The organism is Brevibacterium aurantiacum (genome assembly GCF_007558825.1).
GTDB lineage: Bacteria > Actinomycetota > Actinomycetes > Actinomycetales > Brevibacteriaceae > Brevibacterium > Brevibacterium aurantiacum_A.
On sequence record NZ_VLTK01000002.1, the window covers coordinates 262,577 to 286,103 of the forward strand.

Below are 23,527 nucleotides of genomic sequence, written 5' to 3' on the forward strand. Positions count from 1 at the left end.
ACGCACAATTCACCGGGAGACATACGTGAAGATTCTCGTCGTCAACGTCAACACGACCGAGTCGATGACCGAAGGCATCGTCCATGCGGCACAAGAGGTCGCCGCGGCGGGCACTGAGATCATCGGGCTGACCCCCAGTTTCGGGGCTGAATCCTGCGAAGGCAATGTCGAGAGCTACCTCGCGGCATTGGGCGTCATGGACGCGGTGATGAAGTATCCCGGCGAGTTCGATGCCGTCATTCAGGCCGGATACGGCGAACACGGGCGTGAGGGACTTCAGGAGCTCCTCGACGTGCCTGTCATCGACATCACCGAGGCGGGTGCTGCCCTGGCAATGTTCCTCGGCCACCGGTACGCGGTCGTCACGACCCTCGACCGCACCGTTCCCCTCATCGAGGACCGGCTCCTCCTGGCCGGATTGAACACTCACTGCGCCTCGGTGCGGGCGTCGGGGATGGCTGTGCTCGAGCTCGAGAACCAGCCCGACCGTGCCATTGCCGCGATCGCAGATCAGGCCGCCGAGGCGGTCGAGTCCGATCGTGCGGAGGCCATCGTCCTCGGGTGCGGGGGAATGGCAGAACTTAAGGAGACCATCGTCCAGCGATGCGACGTGCCCGTCGTCGACGGAGTCACCGCAGCGGTGAAACTGGCCGAGTCACTGGTCGGGCTGGGGCTGAAGACCTCGAAGGTCCGAACCTATGCCACGGCCCGACCGAAGCAGATGAGCGGATGGCCCTTCAATGCGGCGTGAATTTGCTGCCTGACCTGTGCTGAGCCCGAAGCTGCCTGCGTCAGTCGCCGGAGGTCGCGCTGTCGCCGCTGATCGATTGTCATTCGTCTGATTCGGTGCCCTCGTCGGTGCCCTCTTCGACGGCCCGGGCGAGGCGTTCTTTGTGCTTGTCATGCTGGTCTTGGCTCGTTCCGAGGTGCCGGGCGGCCAGATCTCTGACCTTCGCCTGATCACGATGGGCAATCGCATCGTAGAGCTGCGCGTGCTCTGTGGCGACGAAATCGAGGTCGTCGTGCTGGCTCAGCTGCCAGCGCATACGCGAGTCGAGGAGCTCACCGATCTCGGCCAGCAGTCGGTTGCCGGAGAGCTCGGTGACGATGGCATGGAAGTCCGCCGCCGAACGGTGGGCGCCGACGACGTCGCCGGCCTTCGATAGTTCCTTGCCCTTGGCCATGGTGGCCTCGAGCTTGGCCAGGCCCTCCCGATTGTGTCGCTGCGCGGCGAGCTCGAAGGACAGAATGTCGAAGACGGCCCGCACTTCGTTGAGATCGGCGATGTCACTGGGGGAGAATTCGCGCACCGTCGACCAGGTGTTGGGCCGATTCGCCACCAATCCCTCGGCGGCGAGCTGTTTGAGAGCTTCGCGGATCGGCACACGACTGACCCCGAGCTCGGTGGCCAGGTTCCGCTCGACCAGTCTGCTGCCGGGCAGCCTGACGCCGTCGATGATCTCGTTGCGCAGCACTTCGGTGACCCGCACTGTCTCAGAGCGCGGGCCATCGCTGCGCGGACTGTCATTGTTCTTCACCAGGTCATTCTCCCACCAGTGTTCTGCACAGCGTCAGCGCTTCATGGCTCGCCCGAGGGCATCGAGGCCGACCGATCCCAGGTTCAGCGCTTTGGTGTGGAAGGCCTTGAGGTCGAAGTCCGCTCCGGCTTCGGCCTTGGCCTCGTCGCGGAACTGCTCCCACAGTCGCTGCCCGATCTTGTAGCTCGGTGCCTGTCCCGGCCAGCCGAGGTAGCGGTCGAGTTCGAAGGCGAGGAAAGACCGGTCCATCGCGACGTTGTCGGTGAGGAACTGCCAGGCCTTCTCTCGGTCCCAGATCCCTCCGCCGAGGCTCTCGGGCGCGTCGAGTCCCAGGTGGAAGCCGATGTCGAGAACCACTCGTGCCGCGCGCAGACGCTGCGAGTCGAGCATACCCAGATAGTCTGCGGGGTCGTCGAGGAAGCCGAGGTCGGCCATGAGCTTCTCCGCGTAGAGGGCCCAGCCCTCACCGTGCCCGGAGACCCAGCACATGAGTCGGCGCCAGCGGTTGAGGGTGTCAGAGACATAGGTGGCCTGGCCGACCTGCAGATGATGGCCGGGCACCCCTTCGTGATAGACGGTGGTCTTCTCCTGCCAGGTGGCGAACTCGGTGACGCCTTCGGGCACCGACCACCACATGCGACCCGGGCGGGAGAAGTCGTCGGTGGGTCCGGTGTAGTAGATGCCGCCGGTGGCCGAGGGCGCGATCATGCATTCGATCGTGCGCACGGGTTCGGGAATGTCGAAGTGGGACTTCCCGAGCTCCGTGATCGCCTCGTCGGCGACCTTCTGCATCCACTCACGCAACCCCTCGGATCCGTGCAGGGTCCGCTCGGGATCGTTGTTCAACGTCTCCATGACCTCGAACAGGTCGGCACCGGGCTGGATTCTCGCCGCGACCTCACGCTGCTCGGCATCGATGCGGGCCAATTCCTCAAGGCCCCACGCATAGGTCTCATCGAAGTCGACCTCGGCGCCGAGGAAGTCACGCGAGTGCAGGGTGTAGGCCTCGCGACCGCAGGCCTCATTCTCCGGGGCTGCCGGGAGGAGTTCGGCAGCCAGGAAATCGGCGAGGTGGGCGAAGGACTCACGGGCCGCCTCGGCGTGGTGGCTCAGCTGTTCGCCCAGCGACGACGGGACGTCGGTGGCGCGGGCGATGAGCTGGTCGAAGTTGCCGCCCGGTTCGGCCAGTGTGCGGGCCTGTTCGATGACCTTCTCTATCTGGATCCGGGCCGCGACCTGACTGCGGCTCTTGGCCAGAGCCAGGGACTCCTGATAGCCGGCCACGGAGGTCGGGACTGCTTCCATCGTCGTGGCGATGGTCTCCCAGCCCTCGGTGGTGTCTGTGGGCATGAGGTCGAATGCGTCGCGGATGGACTGCAGGGGAGACTCGATGACGTTGAGGCTCGAATGCTTGAGCCCGGCCTCGAAATAGTCGCGATCAACGCTCAGACGGTCACGCATCGCATCGATGGTCACGAGGTCGACGTCGTCGAGTTCGGCCGTCCTCTCAACCTCGGCGAGCTTGGCCAGCGTCTCGACGGTGAGATCGTTGGCGGCGGCCAGACCGGCGGGGGAGAAGTCATCGAAGCCCTGAGCGCCCTCGATGCCGAGGTAGAGGGCGAGGGAAGGGGAGAGCGCAAGTGATCTGTCGACAAATTCTTCAGCAACGGCGTCAACGGCCGAAGGGGTTCTCTTCTGGGTCATGATTCTCACCCTATATGACCGAGAACACAGCAATCAGGTGACTAGAGCAAGATCACCCTGGAATGGGCCGCCGACAACTGGGGTCACCGGATACCATGGATAGGTTCCCAGCCCGATCTCAGAGATTCGCCGATCTCAACGATCAGCCGATCACAGCCGATCAGCTCTGACCGCCGAGCACCGATCTCAACGGGCATCCTGGGGACTGAGCGCATCATTCGACAGGAAGAGAGACTGATCTTCAGTGGCACGGGCACAGCTATGGACCAAGGACTTCGTCGTCGGCATCGGTCTCAACCTGGCGATGTCGATGGTGTTCTACCTCCTCATGACGTCCATGGCAGGCTACGCCGTCGCCAGATTCTCCGCAGGGGAGGCAGCCGCCGGCTTCGCGTCCTCCTCCTTCGTCGTGGGTGCCGTCGTCGCGCGTGTGCTGACCGGAAAGTACCTCGACTTCATCGGTCGACGGAAACTGCTCATCATCACGATGGCGATCTCGATCCTCGCCTCCGTCGCCTATATCTTCGCCGACACCTTGGTCTGGCTCCTCGCCATTCGCATCATCCACGGCATCGCCTTCGGGGCCGGCAACACGGCCATCATGACCGCGATCCAAAGCGTGATCCCCACCTCTCGCCGAGGTGAGGGCACCGGCTACTTCGGCACCGCCACCACGCTGTCGACGGCTCTGGGGCCCTATCTGGGTGTCATCCTTCCGCGCGCCTACGACTTCCCGATGCTCTTCGCGGCCTCGGCATTCATGTCGCTCGTCGCCTTCATCCTCTGTGTCGTCATCAAGCTGCCCCAGCAGGAGCTCAGCGAGGAGCAGCGTCGATCCAAATGGCACTTGAAGGTCAGTACGCTCGTTGACCGCGATGGTCTGCGCATCGGTTCGATCATGCTCATCGCCGGAACCGCCTATGCCGCGGCTCTGGTGTTTCTCGCCGGCTACGCCGAGGACAACGGAGTCGCGAGTGCGGCTTCTCTGTTCTTCGTCGCCTTCGCCGTGGCGTCACTGATAGCACGACTGTTCGTCGGTCGCCTGCAGGACACCATCGGCGACAACTTCGTCATCTATCCTGTCTTCGTCTTCAACCTCGTGGGCAACGTTCTGCTGGCGATGTGGCCCACCATGACCGGGATCATCCTCGCCGGCGTCTTCGTCGGCCTGGGCTTCGGCTCGCTCATGCCGTGTATGCAGGCGATCACTGTGAAGTCTGTACCGATGTCGAGAGTGCCGGTGGCCACGGCCTCGTTCTTCCTCCTCCTCGACGCAGGGTCGGGGATCGGTCCGATCATTCTCGGCGCCATTATGCCGCTGACCGGCGGCAACGGCATGTTTATGCTGTGTGCGGGGCTCGTGGCCCTCGGCATGATCGTCTACTACTTCGTCCACGGCCGTCGCCGAGGTGGCCGTCCCGGTCGCGAGTACCTGCACTGAGGTGGTGCCGGCTGGACGGAGCGCTCCGTTGGCCGGATGGAGGTCACTGCTGGCTGGACCGAGGTCACTGCCCGCTGGACGCAGGTTTCTCCGCGCGTGCGGTCGCGATAGTCTGAATGCACCGTTGACACTCCCGGATCGCAAGGACTGGCCATGAAATTCGCACTCGCGCAGATCAACTCCACCACCACAGTTGCGGACAATCTCGTCAAGGTCCGGGACTACACGAACAGGGCCGCCGAGGCAGGAGCCGAGTTCGTCGTCTTCCCCGAGGCCACGATGTCCGCCTTCGGCCCAGGCCTGCGAGATGTGGCCGAGGCGAACACCGAGTCCTGGCAGACGGCGATGGCTGAGCTGGCGACCGAGGCCGGAATCACCGTGATCGTCGGCGAGTTCGCGACTTCAGGTGAAAAGGTGATCAACCTGCTTGCCGTCTACCCGCCACGGGGTGAGCGTCGCGACTATGCGAAGATCCACCTCTACGATGCCTTCGGCTTCAAAGAATCCGACACAGTCGTCCCCGGTGAGGACCCGGTCGTCATCGACCTCGCAGGTGAGAGCGTCGGACTGACCCTGTGCTACGACATCCGCTTCCCGAAGCTGTACGCAGAGATCAGCCGTCGTGGTGCCAAACTCGCCATCGTCTCCGCATCCTGGGGTGCAGGGAAGGGCAAGGTCGAACAATGGGAGACTCTGGCTCGTGCCCGGGCACTGGACTCCAATATGTTCGTTGCCGCCATCGGCCAAGCCGACCCTGAAGTCAGCGGGGTGGAGGTGCCGAAGAAGGGACCGACCGGCGTCGGCCACAGTCTCGTCTCCGATCCCTTCGGCCACGTCGTCTCCTCACTTGAGGGTGAAGAGGCTCTCGAGGTCGTCGACGTGGACCTCGCCGTAGCCGACAAGGCCGCCGAAACGATTCCGGTGCTGACGAACGCCAAGCTCGGGTACTGAACTTCATCTTTATGCTGCGTTCCTGGAGCGACCTGTATGCTCCAGGCCATGGCGATACAGAGGATGGACAACGTCGGGATCGTCGTTGAGAACCTGAATTCAGCGGTCGACTACTTCGCCGCGCTCGGCATGGAGCTGGAAAGCAGGACAGTGGTCGAAGGCGACTGGGCGGACAAGACCGTCGGGCTTGACGGCATTCGCAGCGAGATCGCGATGATGCGAACTCCGGACGGCCACAGCAAGGTCGAACTCACCGCGTACCACGCACCCACGGCCGTGGGTGCCGAAGGGCAGCCCCCTGCGCCCAATACGTGGGACTGCATCGGATCATGTTCGCCGTCGACGACATCGATGACACCATCTCTCGGCTGCGTGAGCACGGAGGCGAACTGCTCGGTGAGGTGGCGGAGTTCGAGTCGATCTTCCGGCTCTGCTGCATTCGCGGCCCAGAGGGCATCGTCGTGGCCCTGGCCGAGCGGTTCGACTGAGACGGGGCATGGTGTGAGCATCGTCTCGCATTTCGGGTGCTCGCTGTGAGTGTGCCATAAGACACAATATTTGCACTTGAGGCAAAAATGCACTGGGTGCAATAATGTGATTATGAATTCCACATCTTCTGGCGAGCCCACTCGCGCAGACTCGGCTGCGGCCGAGCCTGGACGCGCAGCCGACTCTGCCGCGCCCGATCCAGTCGAGACCACAGGCCATGCCGACCAGCCCGAGGGGCTGCGCGAGCGCAAGAAGCGCGAGCGTGGTCAGGCTCTGCGTCAGGCGGCCCTCGAGCTGGCACTCGAGAACGGATACGCCAACGTCACCATCGAAGACATCTGCGAACGCTGCGGGGTCTCCCGGCGCACCTTCTTCAACTACTTCTCCAGCAAAGAAGAAGCTCTGCTGGGCCGTGCCGACACCGTCTTCGACGATGAGGACCAGCCCGATATCGAGGCCTTCGAGGCCGGCGGCCCGAGCGGGCGACTCCTGGCCGACCTCCAGCATCTGTTGGCCTCGGTTGTGCGGACACGTCTGAACAGGCGCGAAGAGATGCACCAATACCACCAGCTGCTGAAGCAGGACCCTTCGCTCATGCAGGTTCAGATGTCTCGTATGGGCAACAACGAGCGCCTGTTCCGCGAGATGATCCAACGTCGCCTCGATGGGGCGACGACGACCTCGGGCGCCCCTGCGACCGACGAGAACTCGGCGGCCACCTCGGCGACCAAAGCTACTTCCGATGATTCCGGCTCAGGTCACTGCCATGACGACGGCGACGGGGTGTCGGTGTCCATCCGCGCCGAGGCACTCGCTGCTTTGGCGATGATGTCGATCAAGGCGACGTTCATGCGTCTGCGCAAGGTCGAGGGCGACCCGGCCCCGGTCATCGAAGAACTGTTCGACGAACTACGAGACATCTTTGAGGAGGAATCGGCATGAGTTCAACAGCCGAAACTGCTGAGAAGGCCCCGATGGTCTTGACCAAGAAGACGATCGTCTTGATCTTCTCCGCGCTCATGGCCGCCATGTTCCTGGCAACCCTGGACCAGACGATCGTGTCGACGGCAATGCCGACGATCGTGGGTGAACTCGACGGTGTCGAGCATCAGGCCTGGCTGGTGACCATCTACCTGCTGGCGATGACCATCGTCATGCCGCTGTATGGAAAGTTCGGCGACATGTGGGGCAGGAAGGTCATCTTCCTCGTCGCGATCGCGATCTTCGTCGTCGGCTCATTCGGGTCCGGCATGGCCCAGACCTTCTGGGAACTCATCGCCTGGCGCGGCTTCCAGGGACTGGGCGGCGGCGGTCTGATGATCCTGTCGCAGGCCATCATCGCCGACATCATTCCCGCCAGCGAACGCGGCAAGTACATGGGCCCCCTCGGCGGCCTGTTTGCGATCTCGAGCGTGCTCGGTCCGGTCCTGGGCGGATTCTTCACCCAGCACATGGACTGGCGCTGGTGCTTCTGGATCAACGTCCCGATCGGCATCATCGCATTCTTCATCGCGCTCTTCGCCCTCAAGCTGCCGAGCCACAAGTCGGACAAGAAGGTCGACGTCCTGGGCATCATCTTCATGGTGGCCGCGACCTCGCAGCTGATCCTCGTCACCAGCTGGGGCGGCCACGACTATGACTGGAACTCGCCGACAATCATCTCCCTGATCATCGGCACCGTGGTCTCCGCTGCCATCTTCGTCTACGTCGAATCCAAGGTCAGCAACCCGATCATCCCGATCTTCCTGTTCAAGAACAAGACCTTCGTCCTCTCGACAGTCATCGGCCTGCTGCTGGGCCTGGGCATGTTCTCCGCAATGGCATTCCTGCCCACCTTCATGCAGATGGCATCCGGGACAGACGTGACAGGATCCGGCCTGCTCATGCTGCCGATGATGGCCGGCGTCATGCTGACCTCCATCGTCTCCGGCTTCATCGTGTCGAAGACCGGCAAGTACAAGATCTACCCGCTCTTCGGCACCCTCATCGCCGGCATTGCTTTGGCCTGGATGACCACGTTGACGGCCGATACCTCTATGGTGCTCATCGGATGCATGATCTTCACCATGGGCTTCGGCCTTGGCCTGGTCATGCAGATCATCGTCCTCGTCATTCAGAACTCCGTGGCCCCGGAGTTGGTGGGCACCGCGACGTCGACGAACAACTACTTCCGCGAGATCGGTGCCTCTGTGGGCACGGCACTGTTCGGGTCGATATTCACCTCCCGGCTGGCAGACAAGGTCGGCGAAGCGATGTCGCAGGCTCCCGGCAGTGGTGCAGGCGCGGGCGGTGCTGGGGCAGGTGCTCCGACCACCGACTCGCTGACACCGGAGTCCGTGGCCTCGCTGCCCGGCCCCATCCATGACCTCGTCGTCAATGCCTACGCGGATGCTTTGGCGCCCTCGTTCTGGTACATGGTGCCGGTGTTCCTCGTCGCCTTCGTCCTCGCTTGGTTCCTGCCGCAGCTCAAGCTCTCCGATGTCGCTGGAATGGTGGCTCGCGGTGAAGCTGTCTACGGTGACGATATGGGCGGCCCGACGCGAGGCGTGACGAGCGTTTCGGGTGAAGCAGCAGCCGGTTTGGGTGACTCGTCGGCCGGTTCGTCGGCGGCCGACGGGCGCAGTCCTCAGCGTCTGAGCACGGTCTCCATCGATGACGGATCCGCACCTCGGCCTGGAGTCGATACAGGAACCATTCATCAGGTGGAGCCCGATCACCGGGTGGGGCCCGGAGCCGACCCGGCGAAGGACCAATACCGGCTGCGATGAGCTGACGTCCGATGTCACCGACTCACCGGTGGCATAGAGGGGGCTGCTTACCGTCGGGAGGACGACTTACCTTCGAGAGACCCAGCTGCAATCTGCCCGCGTCAGGGTCAGTGCCCCACCGTCAGCGCCCCAGAGTCTGGGTCCAGGCTTGGGGGAGGCGGCGGCGCACGTTGCGGCGTGGGGCATTGAACCCTGCGCGATCGTGCTTCGCCGTCTCCATCTGGTCCAATGCCGCCGCCTGATTGGCAGCGTAGGCAAGGGCCACCTGTCGGATCGCAACGACGGCCGCCACCGCTGCGGCATTGGCCATGTCATCGCTGACGGGCTCGCCGTCGTGGGCTCGCACCTGCGTCCGTTCCTCGACCGCCGAGGTGGCTGTGGCCTCGTGTGCATCCTGGCTCATAGTGGGATGTTACCGTGCTTGCGCGCTGGAGCGTCAACATGCTTGTTCTTCAGCGCCCGCAGGCCGCGCACGATGCGGTTCCGGGTCTCGCTCGGCTTGATGACCGCGTCGATGTAGCCCTCTTCGGCCGCCAGATACGGGTTGAGGAGGGCATCCTCGTAGTCCTGGATCAGCTCGTCCCGCAGCGCATCGACGTCTTCGCCCGCTTCACCGGCGGCCTTGAGCTTGCGCCGGTAGACGATGTTCGCCGCACCCTGAGCGCCCATGACCGCGATCTGCGCGCTGGGCCAGGCGAGGTTGATGTCTGCGCCGAGTTGTTTGGAACCCATGACGCAGTACGCTCCGCCGTAGGCTTTGCGGGTGATGAGAGTGATCAGGGGAACTGTCGCCTCACCGTAGGCGTAGATGAGCTTGGCCCCGCGGCGGATGATGCCGCTGAACTCCTGATCGGTGCCGGGCAGGAAGCCGGGCACGTCGACGAACGTGAGGATCGGAATGTTGAAGGCATCGCAGAGGCGCACGAAACGGGCGGCCTTCTCCGAGGCATCGATGTCCAAAGTCCCCGCCAGCTGCATCGGCTGGTTGGCGATGACCCCGACGCTGACTCCCTCGACGCGTCCGAATCCGGTGACGACGTTCGGGGCGAAGAGTTCGGAGACCTGCAGAAATTCTGCATCGTCGAGGACAGTGGTGACGACATCGAGGATGTCATAGGGCTGTGAAGGCGAATCCGGCATGAGCGTATCCAGGGCCTCGTCCTCAGGTGCGACGCTCAGGTCCGATTCGAATTCGTCGGCATCGGCGGGGTCGAGGTTGTTCTGCGGCAGGAATGAGAGCAGGTCGCGCACATAGTTCAGTGCATCGTCCTCGTCGCTGGCCAGATAGTGGGCATTGCCGGACACGGTGTTGTTCGTGCGGCCGCCGCCGAGCTCCTCATGGCCGACCTCTTCGCCGGTGACGGTTTTGATGACGTCGGGGCCTGTGATGTACATGTGGCTGGTCTGATCGACCATGATCGTGACGTCGGTCAGTGCGGGGGAGTAGACGGCGCCGCCGGCCGAGGGGCCCATGATGAGCGAGATCTGCGGGATCACACCGGAGGAGGCCACATTGAGGCGGAAGATCTCTGCGAACAGAGCGATCGAGCCCACACCCTCCTGGATTCTGGCGCCGCCGGAGTCGTTGATGCCGATGATGGGGCAGCCCAGCTTGATGGCAAGCTTCTGGACCTTGACGATCTTCCGACCATTCGCCTCGGCGAGGGAGCCGCCGAGGACGGTGAAGTCGTGAGCGAATACGGCCACGGTCTTGCCCTCGATCGTGCCCAGACCGCACACGACGCCGTCGCCATCGGGGCGGTTGTTCTCCATCCCGAATTGGTGGTTGTGGTGGCGCGCGAACTCGTCGATCTCCTGGAACGAATCCTCGTCGAGGAGCGCTTCGATCCGTTCGCGAGCGGTCTGCTTGCCGCGTTTGTGCTGGTTCTCCACCGACTTCACATTGCCGGTGTGGGCCGCATCCCGGCGCTGGACGAAAGCGTCGATGCGCTCAACTGTTGTACGTGGGGTATCCGTCATGCCTCCACAATAACGACGCACGGTGGGATCATTGTGCACTCTCGCCAAAAGAATCTAAAGTGGACTGGTGAACAGCCAACACAATTCCTTCCTCATCGATGTCGAATCACTGCGCCGCAAGGCCGCGGACCGTGGTCTCGCTCTACCCACTGTCATCTGGGACGACGTGTGTTCGTCGACGAACGACGAGCTGGCTGCACTGGTGCGCGGACAATCCACCCTCACCGACGACCCCACCGATCGCATGCGCCGGATCGCGAGCTCCGAGAGCAGCGGCCTCGCCGAGGTGCCCGCCGAGTTCTCCGTCTACGGAACCGATCATCAGAACGCCGGCCACGGCCGGTTGGGTCGGACCTGGACAGTGCCCCCGCGCCGGTCCCTGACGTTTTCGATCCTGCTGGCACCGGGTGGCGTCTTCGACTCGTGGGGATGGATTCCCCTGATTGCCGGTGAGGCCGTTCGAGCCGCCATCGCCGAGGTGGGTGTGCCTGCCGTACTCAAGTGGCCCAATGATGTGCTGACGCAGGACGGGAAGAAGCTGTGCGGGATCCTCGCTCGGGTCGAACCGCTGCCGACAGGGCCGCGAATCGTTCTGGGGATGGGGATCAACACTCGTCTGCAACCTGACGATCTGCCTCGTGAGAGCGCCAGCTCCATTGCGATCGAAAAGGACGGCGACGGCTCAGAAGTTGCTCATGAAGACTTGTTAATCTCGATTCTGAGCACACTGATTCCTGCCTACAGGGAGCTTGTCGAGTATGACGATGACGATTTCAGCCGGAGCACGGTCGGCGAAGAGGTGCGTGCGAATATGGTGACTCTCGGGACACGGGTCAGGGTCGAACGCCCCGACGGAAGCAACCTCTACGGCCGTGCCACAGGGCTCGACGCCGGTGGCGACCTCATCATCGACGATGACATCTGCGTCAGCGCAGGCGATGTCCACCACCTGCGACCGGCCGGTGACAGTACGGGGCCGGAAACCACGGGGACAGAAGCTGGGGGCCGCAGATGACGGGCGTCTCGGATTTCACCGCCGAATTCAACATCGTGCCCGATGAGAGTGCCGATGGCACCGACATGCACTCGTCGAACGGCGTCGACTCGACCCACGCCGGTTCGGACGACTCAGCCTCGAACGACACACCTTCGAGTGGCACCGCTTCGAACCGCACCGCTTCGAACGACACAGCGTCGAATAGAACTGAAGAGCAGGACTCCGCCCAAGAGCAGGACAGCAGCGGCACTAGGGGGTCTTCTGAAGCTCGGGAATCCAGCGAGAACAATTCAGGAGCAGCCGAACCAGAGGATTCGCACCAGGCCAGCGGCCCGAACCGGACTGGTAACTCAAGCCAGGAACCCAGCACCGACCAGGAACCCAGCACGATCCAGGAACCGAACTCGATTCCGGTGATCACGGACGATCAGATCGACTCGTCGCCGGATGCCGCTGAGCCTCCAGCCGCCTCGGCGCCACCCTCTGTCCAAGGTATTGAGCACGGCGACGAGGACCTGCCCGCCACACTGCCCGCCACCTCGGCGATGTCGACGGTCCCGTGGGCAGAAGACGAGGAATCAACTGACGACTCTTCCGGCAATGAGGTGGGCGGCGACTTCTTCGGAGGATTGCACGAGGATCCGCGCACCGCGGCCCTGCAGATCCTCGACGAGGCAGACGAAGACGACACCATCTACGAAACCCGCACCGCGGCTGAACGGCTCGAAGAGATCCTGCTCGACGGCAAACGCGTGCTCGACCGGCGTGAAGCGGCGAAACTCGGGGGAATCTCCACGGTCTCTGCGCGCAAGATGTGGCGAGCGTTGGGCATGTCCCAGACGGACGGCACGGAGAAGGCCTACACCGTCAGCGATGCCCATGCGCTGCGCATGTGGGCCAAGCCTGTGGCCGACGGCCTCATCGACCAGGGCACCGCGCTGTCGCTGGCTCGCGCGATCGGCCAGACCACGGATCGTCTCGTGGTGTGGCAGATGGAGACTCTCGTCGACTTCCTCACCGAGGAGAAGGGGCTGACCGATCCCGAAGCCAGGCGCGACGCTCTGCAGGTCGTCGAGGACATGGTCGATCCCCTGCAGAAGATGCTGACGTATTCCTGGCGACGCAACCTCGCCGAGGTGATGGGACGACTCAACGTCAACGTCTCCGATGGTCTGGCCATCGACAACAGGCAGGGCTGGTATGACTCCTCGATGCCGCTTGCACGTGCGGTCGGCTTCATCGACCTCGTCTCCTACACGCGTCTTTCACAGAAGATGGAGCCCAGACAGCTGGCGAATCTGGTGCAGGAGTTCCAGGGAATGGCCTACAACATCGTGGCCACCGGAGGCGGTCGAGTCATCAAGACCGTCGGCGATGAGGTGTTCTTCGCCGCCGAGACGCCGTTGGGCGGAGCAGAGATCGCGATGACCTTGATGGAGCGTGTGACTGCGGCCGAGGATCTGCCGCAGGCCCGCGTCGGGTTCGTCTGGGGCAGGGTTCTGTCTCGCCTGGGCGACATCTTCGGGTCGAGCGTCAATCTGGCTGCCCGGCTGACCGCCGTTGCCGATCCGGGCACGATCTTCACCGATGAGGACACCGCTCGGGTTCTCTCTGCCTCGGATGCCTATGTGTTCGAGCGGCGCGAATCTATCTCGCTCCAAGGGCTGGGGGAGACCGGCATCGGCGAGATGAAGCGTGGAACGGCTGCCCGAATGAAGCTGGACCTCGACGACGACGAAAACTGAGCCTGACGCCACGGCGTACCCCGCACCGTTGACAGCGCTTCGCACTGTTAGCTGGAAGTCATACAGCTGCAGTGGTTGTCTACGCGAGTACGGGTACCACTAGTGAAGTGGCCCGTGATCGCGATCACTGCTGACGGCAGGGCAGCTTTTCTCAGCCAATTCCTCAGAACAGCGCTGTGTCGTCGTCATCGTCGTCGTCATGGGAGACGATGACGGCGTCGTCGGAGTCGATCTTCGAACGGGCGATCTCTTCTTTCGCCTCATCGAGATCACGCCCGTCGTCAAGGTCGAGGTCGAGCTCGTCGAAACTCGTCGCCAATCCCTGCGAGCGGGTCGCAGCCGGGGACGTCGAACCTCCGCCGGACTCGCCACCTGCAGCGGAACCGCCGCCCGCGTCATCGCCGTCACCCGCAGAACCGCCACCTGCAGCACCGCCGACAGGACCTTCGGCGCCACCGAGGCGAGGGACCGTTCCGATGACGTCGATCTTTGACTCGAGGGGCGAGCCCGTGGCATCGCGCTTGGACATCTCGGCCGGAAGCGTCCTGGCCCCTCCTGCCTGGGCAGCCGCCTGCGGGGTGTCGCCGACCCAGGCCAGGGACAGCTCGGTTTCGCCCTTGAGGAACTTGTGAGCACGCACACCCGAGGTCGCACGGCCCTTGGTCGGATATTCGGAGAAGTCGCTGACCTTGATCGACGACGATGGTGCGCCGTAGAAGTTCTCGCCACTTGCGACTGTGACCACGGCGAACGTGCCGATTCTGGTGTCGGCGTCGCCGTCCTCGTCGGTTTTGGCCTCCTTGGGAGTCATACCGAAGAACAGCGCGCGCGCATCGGCGGCAACCTTCATCCCGGCCACACCTGAGGCGTTCCAGCCCTGTGCTCGCAGTCCGGAGGCATCGAAGGCCAGCAGCTGCGCATTCGAGGTCACGAACACCGCCAGGGACTCATCGATGTCCTTCGGCTGAGCAACGCCGATCACGGAGTCTTTGCCCTTGAGTGTGATCGCCTCCCACTCGCTCTTGTTCGGCTTGGCAGCCACGGACACGCGTTTGACGACACCGCCTGCGGTGCCGACGACGAACTCACGGTCGAGGTCGATGAGACCGAGGACAGTCTCATTCTTCTCCAACGTCACGTAGTCGGCGATCTTGACGCCGCCGGCGACGTTCGGACGTGTCGCGGCCGGCGGCAGAGCCGGGAGGTCGACGACATCGACCATGTGCAGACGACCTGTCGAGGTCACCGCCCCGACCTTGCCCTGAGTCGTCGATACGATCTCCGCTCGCAGCGCATCATGGCTCGAGCGCTTCCCGATCCTCTGCAGTGCCGAGGCATCAGCGGTTCGGGCGATGCGCCCGGAGGTCGAGAGGAGGACCCGGCAGGGGGCGTCGGCGATCTTGAGATCAGACTGAGCTTTCTTGCCCTTGGCTGAAAGCTCCTTCATCGATCCTTCGATGAGGACCGTGCGCCGAGGTGAACCGATGGCCTCTGCCGTCGCCTCGAGCTCCGTGGCGACGAGTTCACGCAGCTTGGCCTCATCGGCGAGCAGGTCCTCGAGGTAGTCGATCTTCTTGCGCAGTTCGTCACGCTCGGCTTCGAGCTCGATGCGCGAGAACTTGGTCAGCCTGCGCAGCTGCAGATCGAGGATGTAGGTGGCCTGGAGCTCGGAGAGCTCGAAGACGTCCATCAGGCGAGTGCGCGCCGTGGCTGCATCGTCGGAGGAGCGGATGAGTTGGATGACCTCGTCGATGTCGAGGATCGCAATGAGCAGACCCTCGACGAGGTGGAGGCGGTCCTTGGCCTTGCGCAGCTGGAACACGGTGCGGCGGCGGATGACGTTGATGCGGTGGGCGAGGTAGACGGTCAGGAGCTCGCGCAGTCCCAGTGTCCGCGGCTGGCCGTCGACGAGGCAGACGTTGTTCATGCTGAACGATTCCTCGAGCGGGGTCTGCCGATAGAGTTCAGCGAGGACTGCCTCCGGATTGAACCCGTTCTTGATGCCGATGACCAGACGCATTCCGTTCTTGCGGTCCGAGTAGTCATCGATCGAAGCGATGCCGGTGAGCTTCTTCGCCCCGACAGCGTCCTTGACCTTGGACACGACCTTCTCCGGTCCCACAAGGTAGGGCAGCTCGGTGACGACGATGCCCTTGCGGCGGGCATTGATGTTCTCGATTGAGACCGTGGCTCTGGTGCGGAACGTACCGCGACCGGTCTCGTAGGCCTCACGGACCCCATCGAGGCCGATGATCCGTCCGCCGGTGGGCAGATCGGGACCGGGGATGAAGCGCATAAGCTCGGCCAGGCCAGCCTCGGGATTGCGGATCAGGTGGCAGCAGGCGGCGATGACCTCACCCGGATTGTGCGGAGCCATATTGGTGGCCATGCCCACGGCGATTCCGGACGTGCCGTTGATGAGCAGATTCGGGAAAGCACTGGGCAGAACGTCGGGCTGGGTAAGTGTGTTGTCGTAGTTCCCGACGAAGTCGACGACGTCCTCATCGAGGCCGGCGATCATCTGCATGGAGGCCGAGGTCAGCCGGGCCTCCGTGTAACGCGGGGCGGCAGGACCGTCGTCGAGGGAGCCGAAGTTACCGTGGCCGTCGACGAGCGGTACGCGCATGATGAAGCTTTGGCTCAGGCGCACCAGCGCATCGTAGATCGCAGTGTCGCCGTGCGGGTGGAGCTTGCCCATGACATCGCCGACGATGCGAGAGGACTTCACATGCCCACGCTCGGGGCGCAGACCCATGTCGCCCATCTGGTAGACGATGCGACGCTGGACGGGCTTGAGCCCATCCCTGGCATCGGGCAGGGCGCGGGAGTGGATGACCGAGACCGCATATTCGAGGAACGAACTCTCCATCTCTGACGAGACGTCGACATCGATGACTCTGCCTTCGGTCATGGAACTCCTTTGACGCACGAATTTTCCGCTCCGGGTGCTCTCTTACACGCCGAGGTTCGGCATCGACAACGGAGAGCACCCGTCGATTCTAGCGTTCGATTTGAGTTCTACGGCTCAAGCCCGCATTTCCGGGGCGTCCGTGTCGTTGTCTGCCAGCGTCCGCGGTGTGATGATCGGCTGTGTGTGTTGTGTCGAAGTGTGCGAGCGTCTGTGCGCCGAAGCGGCATCGGAACTGTGCCAGCGAAGGGATCAGGTTCGGAGAGTTCAGGCCCGTTCTTCGGAAAGGTCAGGCCTGCGTCGTGTTGTTGCCCACCCATGTGAGGAATTGCCCCATGAATGATTCGACGTGGGAGCGATCGGCCGTTCCTGCGATCAGCTCGGTGATCATCATTCCCATCACGGAGCTATTCATCGCGCGAGCCATCTCAGCATCGACATTGGCCAATCGCATGACGAACTCGTCGATCTTCGCAGTGTTCTTCTGCTTCGCGGCCAAGGCTTCGTTCGGAAGCGCCGGGTCGAGGCTGAGCATGATCATCGTGTAGAAGCGGTTGCGGTCGGTCGTCAGCCAGTTCATGCAGAAATCGACGGAGATCTCCAGCGCGGGTTTTCCGCTGTCCCGGAACATGTCCGGCAGACGGTCGAGCTGCTGCGAGTTGAGGTCTCCGATGCGCTCCATGATTCCAGTGATCAGGGCATCACGGGTACGGTAGACATTCGATGTCGAGCCGACGGGCAGTTCGGCAAGGGCATCGACTGCCCTGTGGGTGAGTCCACGAACTCCCTGTTCGGCGACTACAGCAATCGCGGAGTCGGTGACGACGTCTCTTCGTGAAATCATTTCTTTCATGCCTCACTCTCGTGAGGCACCCGCAGTACAGGTGCCTTTTGGATGGTGGGTGGCCAGTGGCTGGCCACAGACTATGGCCAATGTATGGCCACACACTAAAACACGAATTCATAACGTTTCGTGCCGAACGGATACAGACACTACCTGGAATAGAGAAGAATTGGTATAAGACTCGCCAAACTGACAGTCGGTTCTCACTAAATGGGCCGTCTCTGAATTCCCCGGGGGCGTCAGCTCAGCAGTCTCCGCGTCGAATCGATTCGTGTGGAATCGGTGAGCAGATCAATCCTCACACTCAGAAGATGTCCGCCGGTCACAGTGGCGACCATGGGGTGGATTTCGAGTTCGAGGATCTGCGGGTGCCTCTCGACGAGCACCGACAGGCGTTCGAGCACATCCTTGAGGGGATCGATATTCACCGGCGGCAGACCCCGATAGCCGAACAGCCTCGGCGAGGACTTGACCGATCGGATCATGTCCTCAGCATCTTTGTCCGTCAACGGGGCCACGCGATGCTCGACATCGCCGAGCAACTCCGTCGTATCCCCGGCCAGGGAGAACGACAGCAGCGGCCCCAGCAGGCGGTCCTCGCCCGCACGGATGACGCAGGGGACTCCCGGGGGAGCCATGGCCTGAACGTCGACCAGAGGGTCCTCGTCGACGAGCAGGGAGCTGATGGTCTCCTGGATCGCTTGGAAGTCCTCGCGCAGCTCCTCCGGTGAGTCGATGTTCAGTCGCACACCGCCCAGCTCCATCCGATGGCGCAGGGTGTTCGATACGGCCTTGAGTGCGACCGGATATCCGATGTCGTCGGCAGCGGACAGGGCTTCATCCACCGAGGCCGCGGTGATGTGGGGCAGCACCTCGATCCCGTAGCAGGACAGCAGAGCCCTCGCCTGATCCCGCTCGAGTCGAACGGGCCGGCCCGTCTGGGCCTCGGAGAGTGCAGATTCGATGATCGTGCGCACGCCCTTGTCGTCGAGGTCTTCGACCTCAAGGAATCGGCCGTGGTCAGCGCCTCGCCAGCGGGCGTAGTCGGTGGCCCTGGCCAGGGACCATACGGCGTCTTCGGGTCCGACGTAGCTGGGTACGGTGTGTGAGTTCCGGTTGCCTTCGCTGTCGCTGAGGTGAGTGGTCAGCTCGTCCTGGACACCTTGGATGCCGAGGAAGCAGGCCACGGTCGTCTTCTTCGAACGGGCCGCCGCTTCGGCGAGGTGGGCCGCGATCTCGGATTCCTCTGCTCCGGCCGAGGGGGTGAAGGTGACGATCACGGAGTCGATGTCTTCGCGGGCATACATCGCCTCGAGCTCGTCCCGGAACGTCTCTGCCTCGACCTCAGGGTGCAGAGACACCGGGTCGGCTTCGACGTGCAGACCCTCAGAGCGAGCCCGCTGAATGACGAGTGTGGCCATCGCCGCCGAGTTGCCGATGACACCCAGGCGCCTGCCCGCGGGCAGGGACTGGGTCGAGAACACCTGGGCTAAGTCGAAGAGCTGGTGGATCGTATCGGCCCTGATCACGCCCGCCTGACCAAGCACCTGGTCGAGGGTGTTCGGTGCCAGAGACGAGGTGCGCACGATGTGCCCGGGCGGCAGCTCGCGGCCGGTGAGGTCGGATTTGATGACGATGACCGGTTTGACGCGTGAGACCCGGCGGGCGATGCGGGCGAACTTGCGCGGGTTGCCGATCGATTCGAGGTAGAGGCCGACGGTCTTCGTCGCCGGATCCTCCTCCCAGTATTGGAGGACGTCGTTGCCGGAGAGGTCGGCGCGATTGCCTGCGGATACGAACGTGGAGATGCCGAGTCCGCGCTTCTTCGCCGCCGCCAGCAGTGCGGTGCCCAGCGCGCCCGACTGGCTGAACAGGCCGAGCGTGCCCGATGCCGGCAGGAACGGGGCCAGCGATGTGTTCAGCGAGATGTTCTCGGACTCGTTGACGAGGCCGAAGGAGTTCGGGCCGACCACGCGCATCCCGTAGGCGCGGGCGGTGGAGACCATCTGGCGCTGCAGCTCGGCCCCGGCCTCACCGGTCTCGGCGAATCCCGAGGAGATGACGAGGACCGCTTTCACCCCGTGGGCCGCGCACTCCTGGACCACCTCGGTGGCGGACTCCGCAGGCACCGCGATCACGGCGAGGTCTGCCTTGCCGGGCAGATCATCCAGGCTCGGATACGCCTGGACTCCGGCGATCTGGTCCACTTCCGGGTGGACGACCCAGAGGTCGCCGGTGAACTTCGCCGAGGTGATGTTGCGGATCAGGAGATGGCCGGTGGAATTGCGTTTGCGGCTGGCGCCGATGACCACCACCGAGGTGGGGTGGAGGACCGTGCGCACGCTCAGTGCCTCGGCACGGTGCTCCCGAGAGGCCTGGACTTCGATCGACCGTGCCGTCGGGTCGATGTCGAAGTTCACGGCTACGACGCCGTCGTCGAAACCGCGAGAGACCTCGTAGCCGGCGGCTTGGAAGACCTGCAGCATCGATCGGTTCTGAGGCAGCACCTCGGCGGTGAATCTGCGGATCCCCAGATCCCGGGCTGCGGCTGCGAGATGCTCAAGGAGGATCGAACCGATGCCGCGTCCCTGGTGGGCATCGGCGATATTGAAGGCCACCTCGGCGGAGGTGGCTGAGATCTTGTCGAAGCGCCCGACGCCGATGATATCGGATCCGACCAGCATGATCATGGCCACTCGGTCGTGATGGTCAACGGTGACGAACCGGTCCAGATCGCGCTTGGGCAACCTGGGCAGCGGGGCGAAGAAACGCAGGTAGATGGACTCGGGCGACTGGGCCTCATGCATCTTCGAGAGTGCATCGGCATCGCCAGGGACGATGGGACGCAGATGGGCGGTGCCACCATCGCGCAGGACGACATCGGCTTCCCACTCGGAAGGATAGTTTTCCATGTTCCCAGCATAAGCGGATGGCGAGAGTCCCAGGCCGTACAAGACCTGCAAGGTCGCAGAACGGGAGCCGAAGGAATGGGGCGAAGTGGGAAGAGGCGGGCGAGTACGGCACAATGGGAGTCATGGCTTTACCCGAAGTTCTCGTTCACGATCTGCAGTCGGCCGGATATTACCCACAGCTCACACAGGGGATTCTGGCTGATTCTCTGTTCGACGAACCGGTGCTCGCTCATTTCGTTCACATCGACACGCATGTCGACATCGAATCCATTCACCGTCACGTCACCGCCTTCGTGCTCACCGAGACACGGCTGCTGCTTGCGCACGTCGACGATGACCCGAATGCTGCACCCGGTTCCAAACCGCGGGCCGTGACGAGCAGCGAAGACATCGAACTCGAGCGCCTCGGCACCGTCATGGTCGGCCGGACGTTTGCCGACCCTGCTGCATTCATTCCCGGCGACAAGCCTGTCGAGGTGTCCCTGACCATGTCATGGGGCGCTTCTCGACGCATCGAAGCCTTCCCGGAGACCTGTGGTGACCCGGACTGCGCGGCCGATCACGGCTACGGCGGATCCATCTTCTCTGAAGACGTCATGCTGCGCGTGTCCGCCGAGGCCGAAGGCCAGGCGGCAGTTGATCGCATCGGAGAATTCGCCGGAAAGCTGCGTGCCGCGGTGTTCCAAGCCAGGCTGCGGTCTCGCCGCTGATGGCAGATGCGAGCACCTCACCCCTGACGGGGCCACCCGACTACTCCGGGCCCATCCTCTCCGACGTGGTTCCCGCCGCGGCCCTCAGCCTCGGCGCGGGGGACATCTTCGATGACTCGGTGCGCGCTCGGGCTCAGTCGCTGGGCCTTGACCGGGACTCGAGGACGACGATCGTCGTCCTCATCGACGGTATGGGGGAGAGCCAGCTCAAGCAGTACAGCGGCTACACTCCATTCTTCCGGTCTCTGGCGGCCTCACGACGGACCCTGTCCACAGGGTTCCCCTCGACGACCGCGAACTCCTTGTCTTCGTTGGCCACAGGGCGTCTGCCCGGCGGCCACGGCGTCGTCGGATACCGCGTCCTCGACCCAGCCAGAGACGCTGTGTTCAACCAGCTGACCTGGGACCTCGACGTCGACCCGGTTGCCTGGGTGCCTGATGCGACCCTGTTCGAGCGACTCACCGCGGCCGAGGTCGACGTGGTCAGTCTCGGCGAGGCGAAGTTCGCCGGTCGCGGCCTGAACCGTGCTTCCCTGCGTGGGGGCCGGTTCCGGGCGTCGAAGACGCTCGAACAGCGCTGCGCTCAGGCCATCGAAGAGGCGAAGGCTCCCGGCCGTCGGCTGGTCTACCTCTACTGGGGCAACCTCGATAAGACGGGCCACGTCCACGGATCGAACTCCCTGCAGTGGACCGAGGAGCTCGAACACGTCGACCTGGCACTGTCGCAGCTGGCCAACGGTCTGCCGGCCGATTCGACGATGATCGTCACCGCCGATCACGGCATGGTCGACATCGATCACAACCTACGTCTCGACCTTGCCGATGCTCCTGAACTGCGGCAGGGAGTCAGGCATGTCGGCGGCGAACCGCGCGCCGTCCACCTCTATGCCGCTCAGGGCGCCGAGGCTGACGTCTGCTCGGCCTGGACCGAGACAGTGGGGGACAGGGCGCTCATCCTCAGCCGCGATGAGGCCATCCGGCGCGGCTACTTCGGTCCTGTCGACCCCCGCTTCCGCCAGCGCATCGGGGACTTCATGGTCATCTGCCAGGACGAATTCGCCATCGTCGACTCGGACAACGAATCCGCCTCCGCTATCGCGCTCATCGGCCACCATGGGTCGACGACGGAACGCGAACTCCACATTCCCCTGCTCGTGGTGTGAGTAGGGTCCGTGAACAGAGTTGTGTGATGAACGGAGCCTTTCGATGAGCAGCGCCTTGAGGAACCCACAGTGACAGAACCCGGATCCTCGGCGACCGCACTCGGCTGGACTGAGGACGGAGCCCAACGATCGGCGACCTGGCATTCGGAGAACCAGTCGGCCGCCCCGGCACAGGTGACGGTCATCAGCGACGACATCGCCGCCGATGCCGCCTACCGGCTGGCCCGGTCGGGGACCGGGCTGCTGTGGCGCGGGGACTATCACAACGGCCGTCAGCTGCTGCAGGCGATGGACCGCCGTTTCAAACGCCACAGTGCCCGCCACGGCGGCGGCAAACATGGAGCCGGCAAGCGCGCTGGCCGCAAGCTGGGCAACCCGGGCGGCGGTGATGCTGGAGGACCGAGCGATGCAGGAGGCCCCGGCGGTGCGGCTGCCTTTCAAGCACAGCGTCGATACATTGCTCAACGAGCCCGTCTGCTTGGTGCACTGATCGTCGAACTCGACGGCGACTACCTGCTGAACCTGCGCCGAGCTCCCGATGTGAGCTTGGCCTGCGAGGCCGCCTACGGCCCGTCGACGGGACCGATGTGCGTCTCGCTGACCGAGCTGAACGGGGTGCTCAGCGCCTACCAGTGGCAGCTCAAGGGCGTGGCCATCCCCGCCCTCGGCGAGGACATCCACCCGAGATATGGTGTGTTCTCCCCGATCCGCGGCGAATACGTCGACCTCGTCGCCCAGACGCCGTTTCCCGAGTCCGGCACCGGCAGCTCCTCCGCACCGAAGTCACCCACGTCGACCTCTTCTGCACCGAAGACGGCCTTCGACCTCGGCACAGGCACCGGCGTCCTCGCCGCTGTGCTGTTGCGCCGCGGTGTCGAACGGGTCGTGGCCACGGACATCAATCCGCGCGCGGTCACGTGTGCCCAAGAGAATCTGGACCGCCTCGGTCTCGCTTCGTCCGCCGAGGTGGTCAAGGCCGATCTCTTCCCGCAGGGACGCGCCGACCTCATCGTGTGCAACCCGCCGTGGCTGCCTGCCCGTCCGACGTCCGCCCTCGAGGCCGGCATCTACGACCCGGGATCCGATGTGCTCCACCGCTTCATCGACGGGCTGGCTGCGCATCTGAGCCCGTCGGGCGAGGGATGGCTGATTCTGTCCGATCTTGCCGAGCGTCTTGGCCTGCGGACCCGAGAAGAACTGCTCGAACGCATCACCGCTGCCCGCCTGCGAGTCCACGATCGGCACGATACGACCCCGCGCCACCCCCGTGCCTCGGATCCCGGGGACGAACTCCACAGGGCCCGCAGCGCCGAGGTCACCTCGCTGTGGCGCATACGACTCTCCGACTGAGGGCAGGACTCGCATGCTGAACCTGTG

Annotated in this window: 18 protein-coding genes; 11 read left to right on the forward strand and 7 right to left on the reverse strand. The window is 63.7% G+C overall.

Annotated elements, in window-relative coordinates; all coding sequences use genetic code 11:
• The first annotated feature begins 25 nt into the window (after nt 1-25).
• Nucleotides 26-751, forward strand: coding sequence for an aspartate/glutamate racemase family protein (locus FO013_RS03625; RefSeq protein WP_143921202.1), 726 nt, complete (start codon nt 26-28; stop codon nt 749-751).
• A 79-nt stretch (nt 752-830) separates the two neighbouring features.
• Here the strand turns inward: FO013_RS03625 and FO013_RS03630 are convergent, their stop codons facing one another.
• Together FO013_RS03630 and FO013_RS03635 are read right to left on the reverse strand one after the other, a co-directional pair.
• A complete protein-coding gene (locus tag FO013_RS03630) occupies nt 831-1,538 on the reverse strand; it encodes a GntR family transcriptional regulator (RefSeq protein WP_143921203.1) in 708 nt (235 codons plus the stop codon).
• Nucleotides 1,539-1,571: 33 nt separating this feature from the next.
• On the reverse strand, nt 1,572-3,242 hold the full coding sequence (locus tag FO013_RS03635; protein ID WP_143921204.1) for a DUF885 domain-containing protein: 1,671 nt from the start codon (nt 3,240-3,242) through the stop codon (nt 1,572-1,574).
• A gap of 244 nt (nt 3,243-3,486) precedes the next feature.
• Here FO013_RS03635 and FO013_RS03640 point away from each other — a divergent pair, with 244 nt between their 5' ends.
• From FO013_RS03640 to FO013_RS03660, 5 genes are all read left to right on the forward strand, one after another.
• A complete protein-coding gene (locus FO013_RS03640) occupies nt 3,487-4,683 on the forward strand; it encodes an MFS transporter (protein WP_143921205.1) in 1,197 nt (398 codons plus the stop codon).
• A 153-nt stretch (nt 4,684-4,836) separates the two neighbouring features.
• Nucleotides 4,837-5,634: a carbon-nitrogen hydrolase family protein gene (locus FO013_RS03645; protein WP_143921206.1), complete on the forward strand. Its 798-nt coding sequence runs from the start codon at nt 4,837-4,839 to the stop codon at nt 5,632-5,634.
• A gap of 329 nt (nt 5,635-5,963) precedes the next feature.
• Nucleotides 5,964-6,122: a VOC family protein gene (locus FO013_RS22765; RefSeq protein WP_260847978.1), complete on the forward strand. Its 159-nt coding sequence runs from the start codon at nt 5,964-5,966 to the stop codon at nt 6,120-6,122.
• A 112-nt stretch (nt 6,123-6,234) separates the two neighbouring features.
• Nucleotides 6,235-7,065 (forward strand): TetR/AcrR family transcriptional regulator, encoded by an 831-nt coding sequence (locus FO013_RS03655; RefSeq protein ID WP_143921207.1) that lies wholly within the window; start codon nt 6,235-6,237, stop codon nt 7,063-7,065.
• Nucleotides 7,062-8,891 carry an MDR family MFS transporter gene (locus tag FO013_RS03660; RefSeq protein ID WP_143921208.1) on the forward strand — a complete coding sequence of 610 codons (1,830 nt, stop codon included), beginning with the start codon at nt 7,062-7,064 and terminating at the stop codon, nt 8,889-8,891. The genes FO013_RS03655 and FO013_RS03660 overlap by 4 nt, the downstream gene beginning before the upstream one ends.
• 121 nt (nt 8,892-9,012) lie before the next feature.
• Here the strand turns inward: FO013_RS03660 and FO013_RS03665 are convergent, their stop codons facing one another.
• On the reverse strand, nt 9,013-9,294 hold the full coding sequence (locus FO013_RS03665; RefSeq protein WP_143921209.1) for a hypothetical protein: 282 nt from the start codon (nt 9,292-9,294) through the stop codon (nt 9,013-9,015).
• Complete coding sequence (locus tag FO013_RS03670; protein ID WP_143921210.1) at nt 9,291-10,871, reverse strand: acyl-CoA carboxylase subunit beta; 1,581 nt, start codon at nt 10,869-10,871, stop codon at nt 9,291-9,293. The genes FO013_RS03665 and FO013_RS03670 overlap by 4 nt, the downstream gene beginning before the upstream one ends.
• 67 nt (nt 10,872-10,938) lie before the next feature.
• Here FO013_RS03670 and FO013_RS03675 point away from each other — a divergent pair, with 67 nt between their 5' ends.
• Together FO013_RS03675 and FO013_RS03680 are read left to right on the forward strand one after the other, a co-directional pair.
• Nucleotides 10,939-11,886: a biotin--[acetyl-CoA-carboxylase] ligase gene (locus FO013_RS03675; protein WP_143921211.1), complete on the forward strand. Its 948-nt coding sequence runs from the start codon at nt 10,939-10,941 to the stop codon at nt 11,884-11,886.
• Complete coding sequence (locus FO013_RS03680) at nt 11,883-13,613, forward strand: adenylate/guanylate cyclase domain-containing protein (protein WP_260847979.1); 1,731 nt, start codon at nt 11,883-11,885, stop codon at nt 13,611-13,613. The genes FO013_RS03675 and FO013_RS03680 overlap by 4 nt, the downstream gene beginning before the upstream one ends.
• A gap of 163 nt (nt 13,614-13,776) precedes the next feature.
• Here the strand turns inward: FO013_RS03680 and FO013_RS03685 are convergent, their stop codons facing one another.
• From FO013_RS03685 to FO013_RS03695, 3 genes are all read right to left on the reverse strand, one after another.
• Entirely contained in the window at nt 13,777-16,524 is a 2,748-nt protein-coding gene (locus FO013_RS03685; RefSeq protein ID WP_143921212.1) for a DNA gyrase/topoisomerase IV subunit A, read from the reverse strand.
• A gap of 286 nt (nt 16,525-16,810) precedes the next feature.
• Nucleotides 16,811-17,365, reverse strand: a complete 555-nt coding sequence (locus tag FO013_RS03690) for a TetR/AcrR family transcriptional regulator (RefSeq protein WP_143921213.1) — start codon at nt 17,363-17,365, stop codon at nt 16,811-16,813.
• 239 nt (nt 17,366-17,604) lie between these two features.
• Nucleotides 17,605-20,277: a bifunctional acetate--CoA ligase family protein/GNAT family N-acetyltransferase gene (locus FO013_RS03695; RefSeq protein WP_143921214.1), complete on the reverse strand. Its 2,673-nt coding sequence runs from the start codon at nt 20,275-20,277 to the stop codon at nt 17,605-17,607.
• A gap of 122 nt (nt 20,278-20,399) precedes the next feature.
• Between FO013_RS03695 and FO013_RS03700 the strand changes: the two genes are divergently transcribed.
• The 3 genes from FO013_RS03700 to FO013_RS03710 all read left to right on the forward strand — a co-directional run bounded on the left by FO013_RS03700 (nt 20,400) and on the right by FO013_RS03710 (nt 23,500).
• The gene (locus tag FO013_RS03700; RefSeq protein WP_143921215.1) at nt 20,400-20,987 is read left to right on the forward strand and encodes a DUF5998 family protein; all 588 of its coding nucleotides are present in this window, start codon (nt 20,400-20,402) and stop codon (nt 20,985-20,987) included.
• Complete coding sequence (locus FO013_RS03705) at nt 20,987-22,150, forward strand: alkaline phosphatase family protein (RefSeq protein ID WP_143921216.1); 1,164 nt, start codon at nt 20,987-20,989, stop codon at nt 22,148-22,150. Before FO013_RS03700 ends, FO013_RS03705 begins: the two co-directional genes overlap by 1 nt.
• Nucleotides 22,151-22,219: 69 nt before the next feature.
• Entirely contained in the window at nt 22,220-23,500 is a 1,281-nt protein-coding gene (locus FO013_RS03710; RefSeq protein ID WP_143921217.1) for a methyltransferase, read from the forward strand.
• Nucleotides 23,501-23,527: the final 27 nt, after the last annotated feature.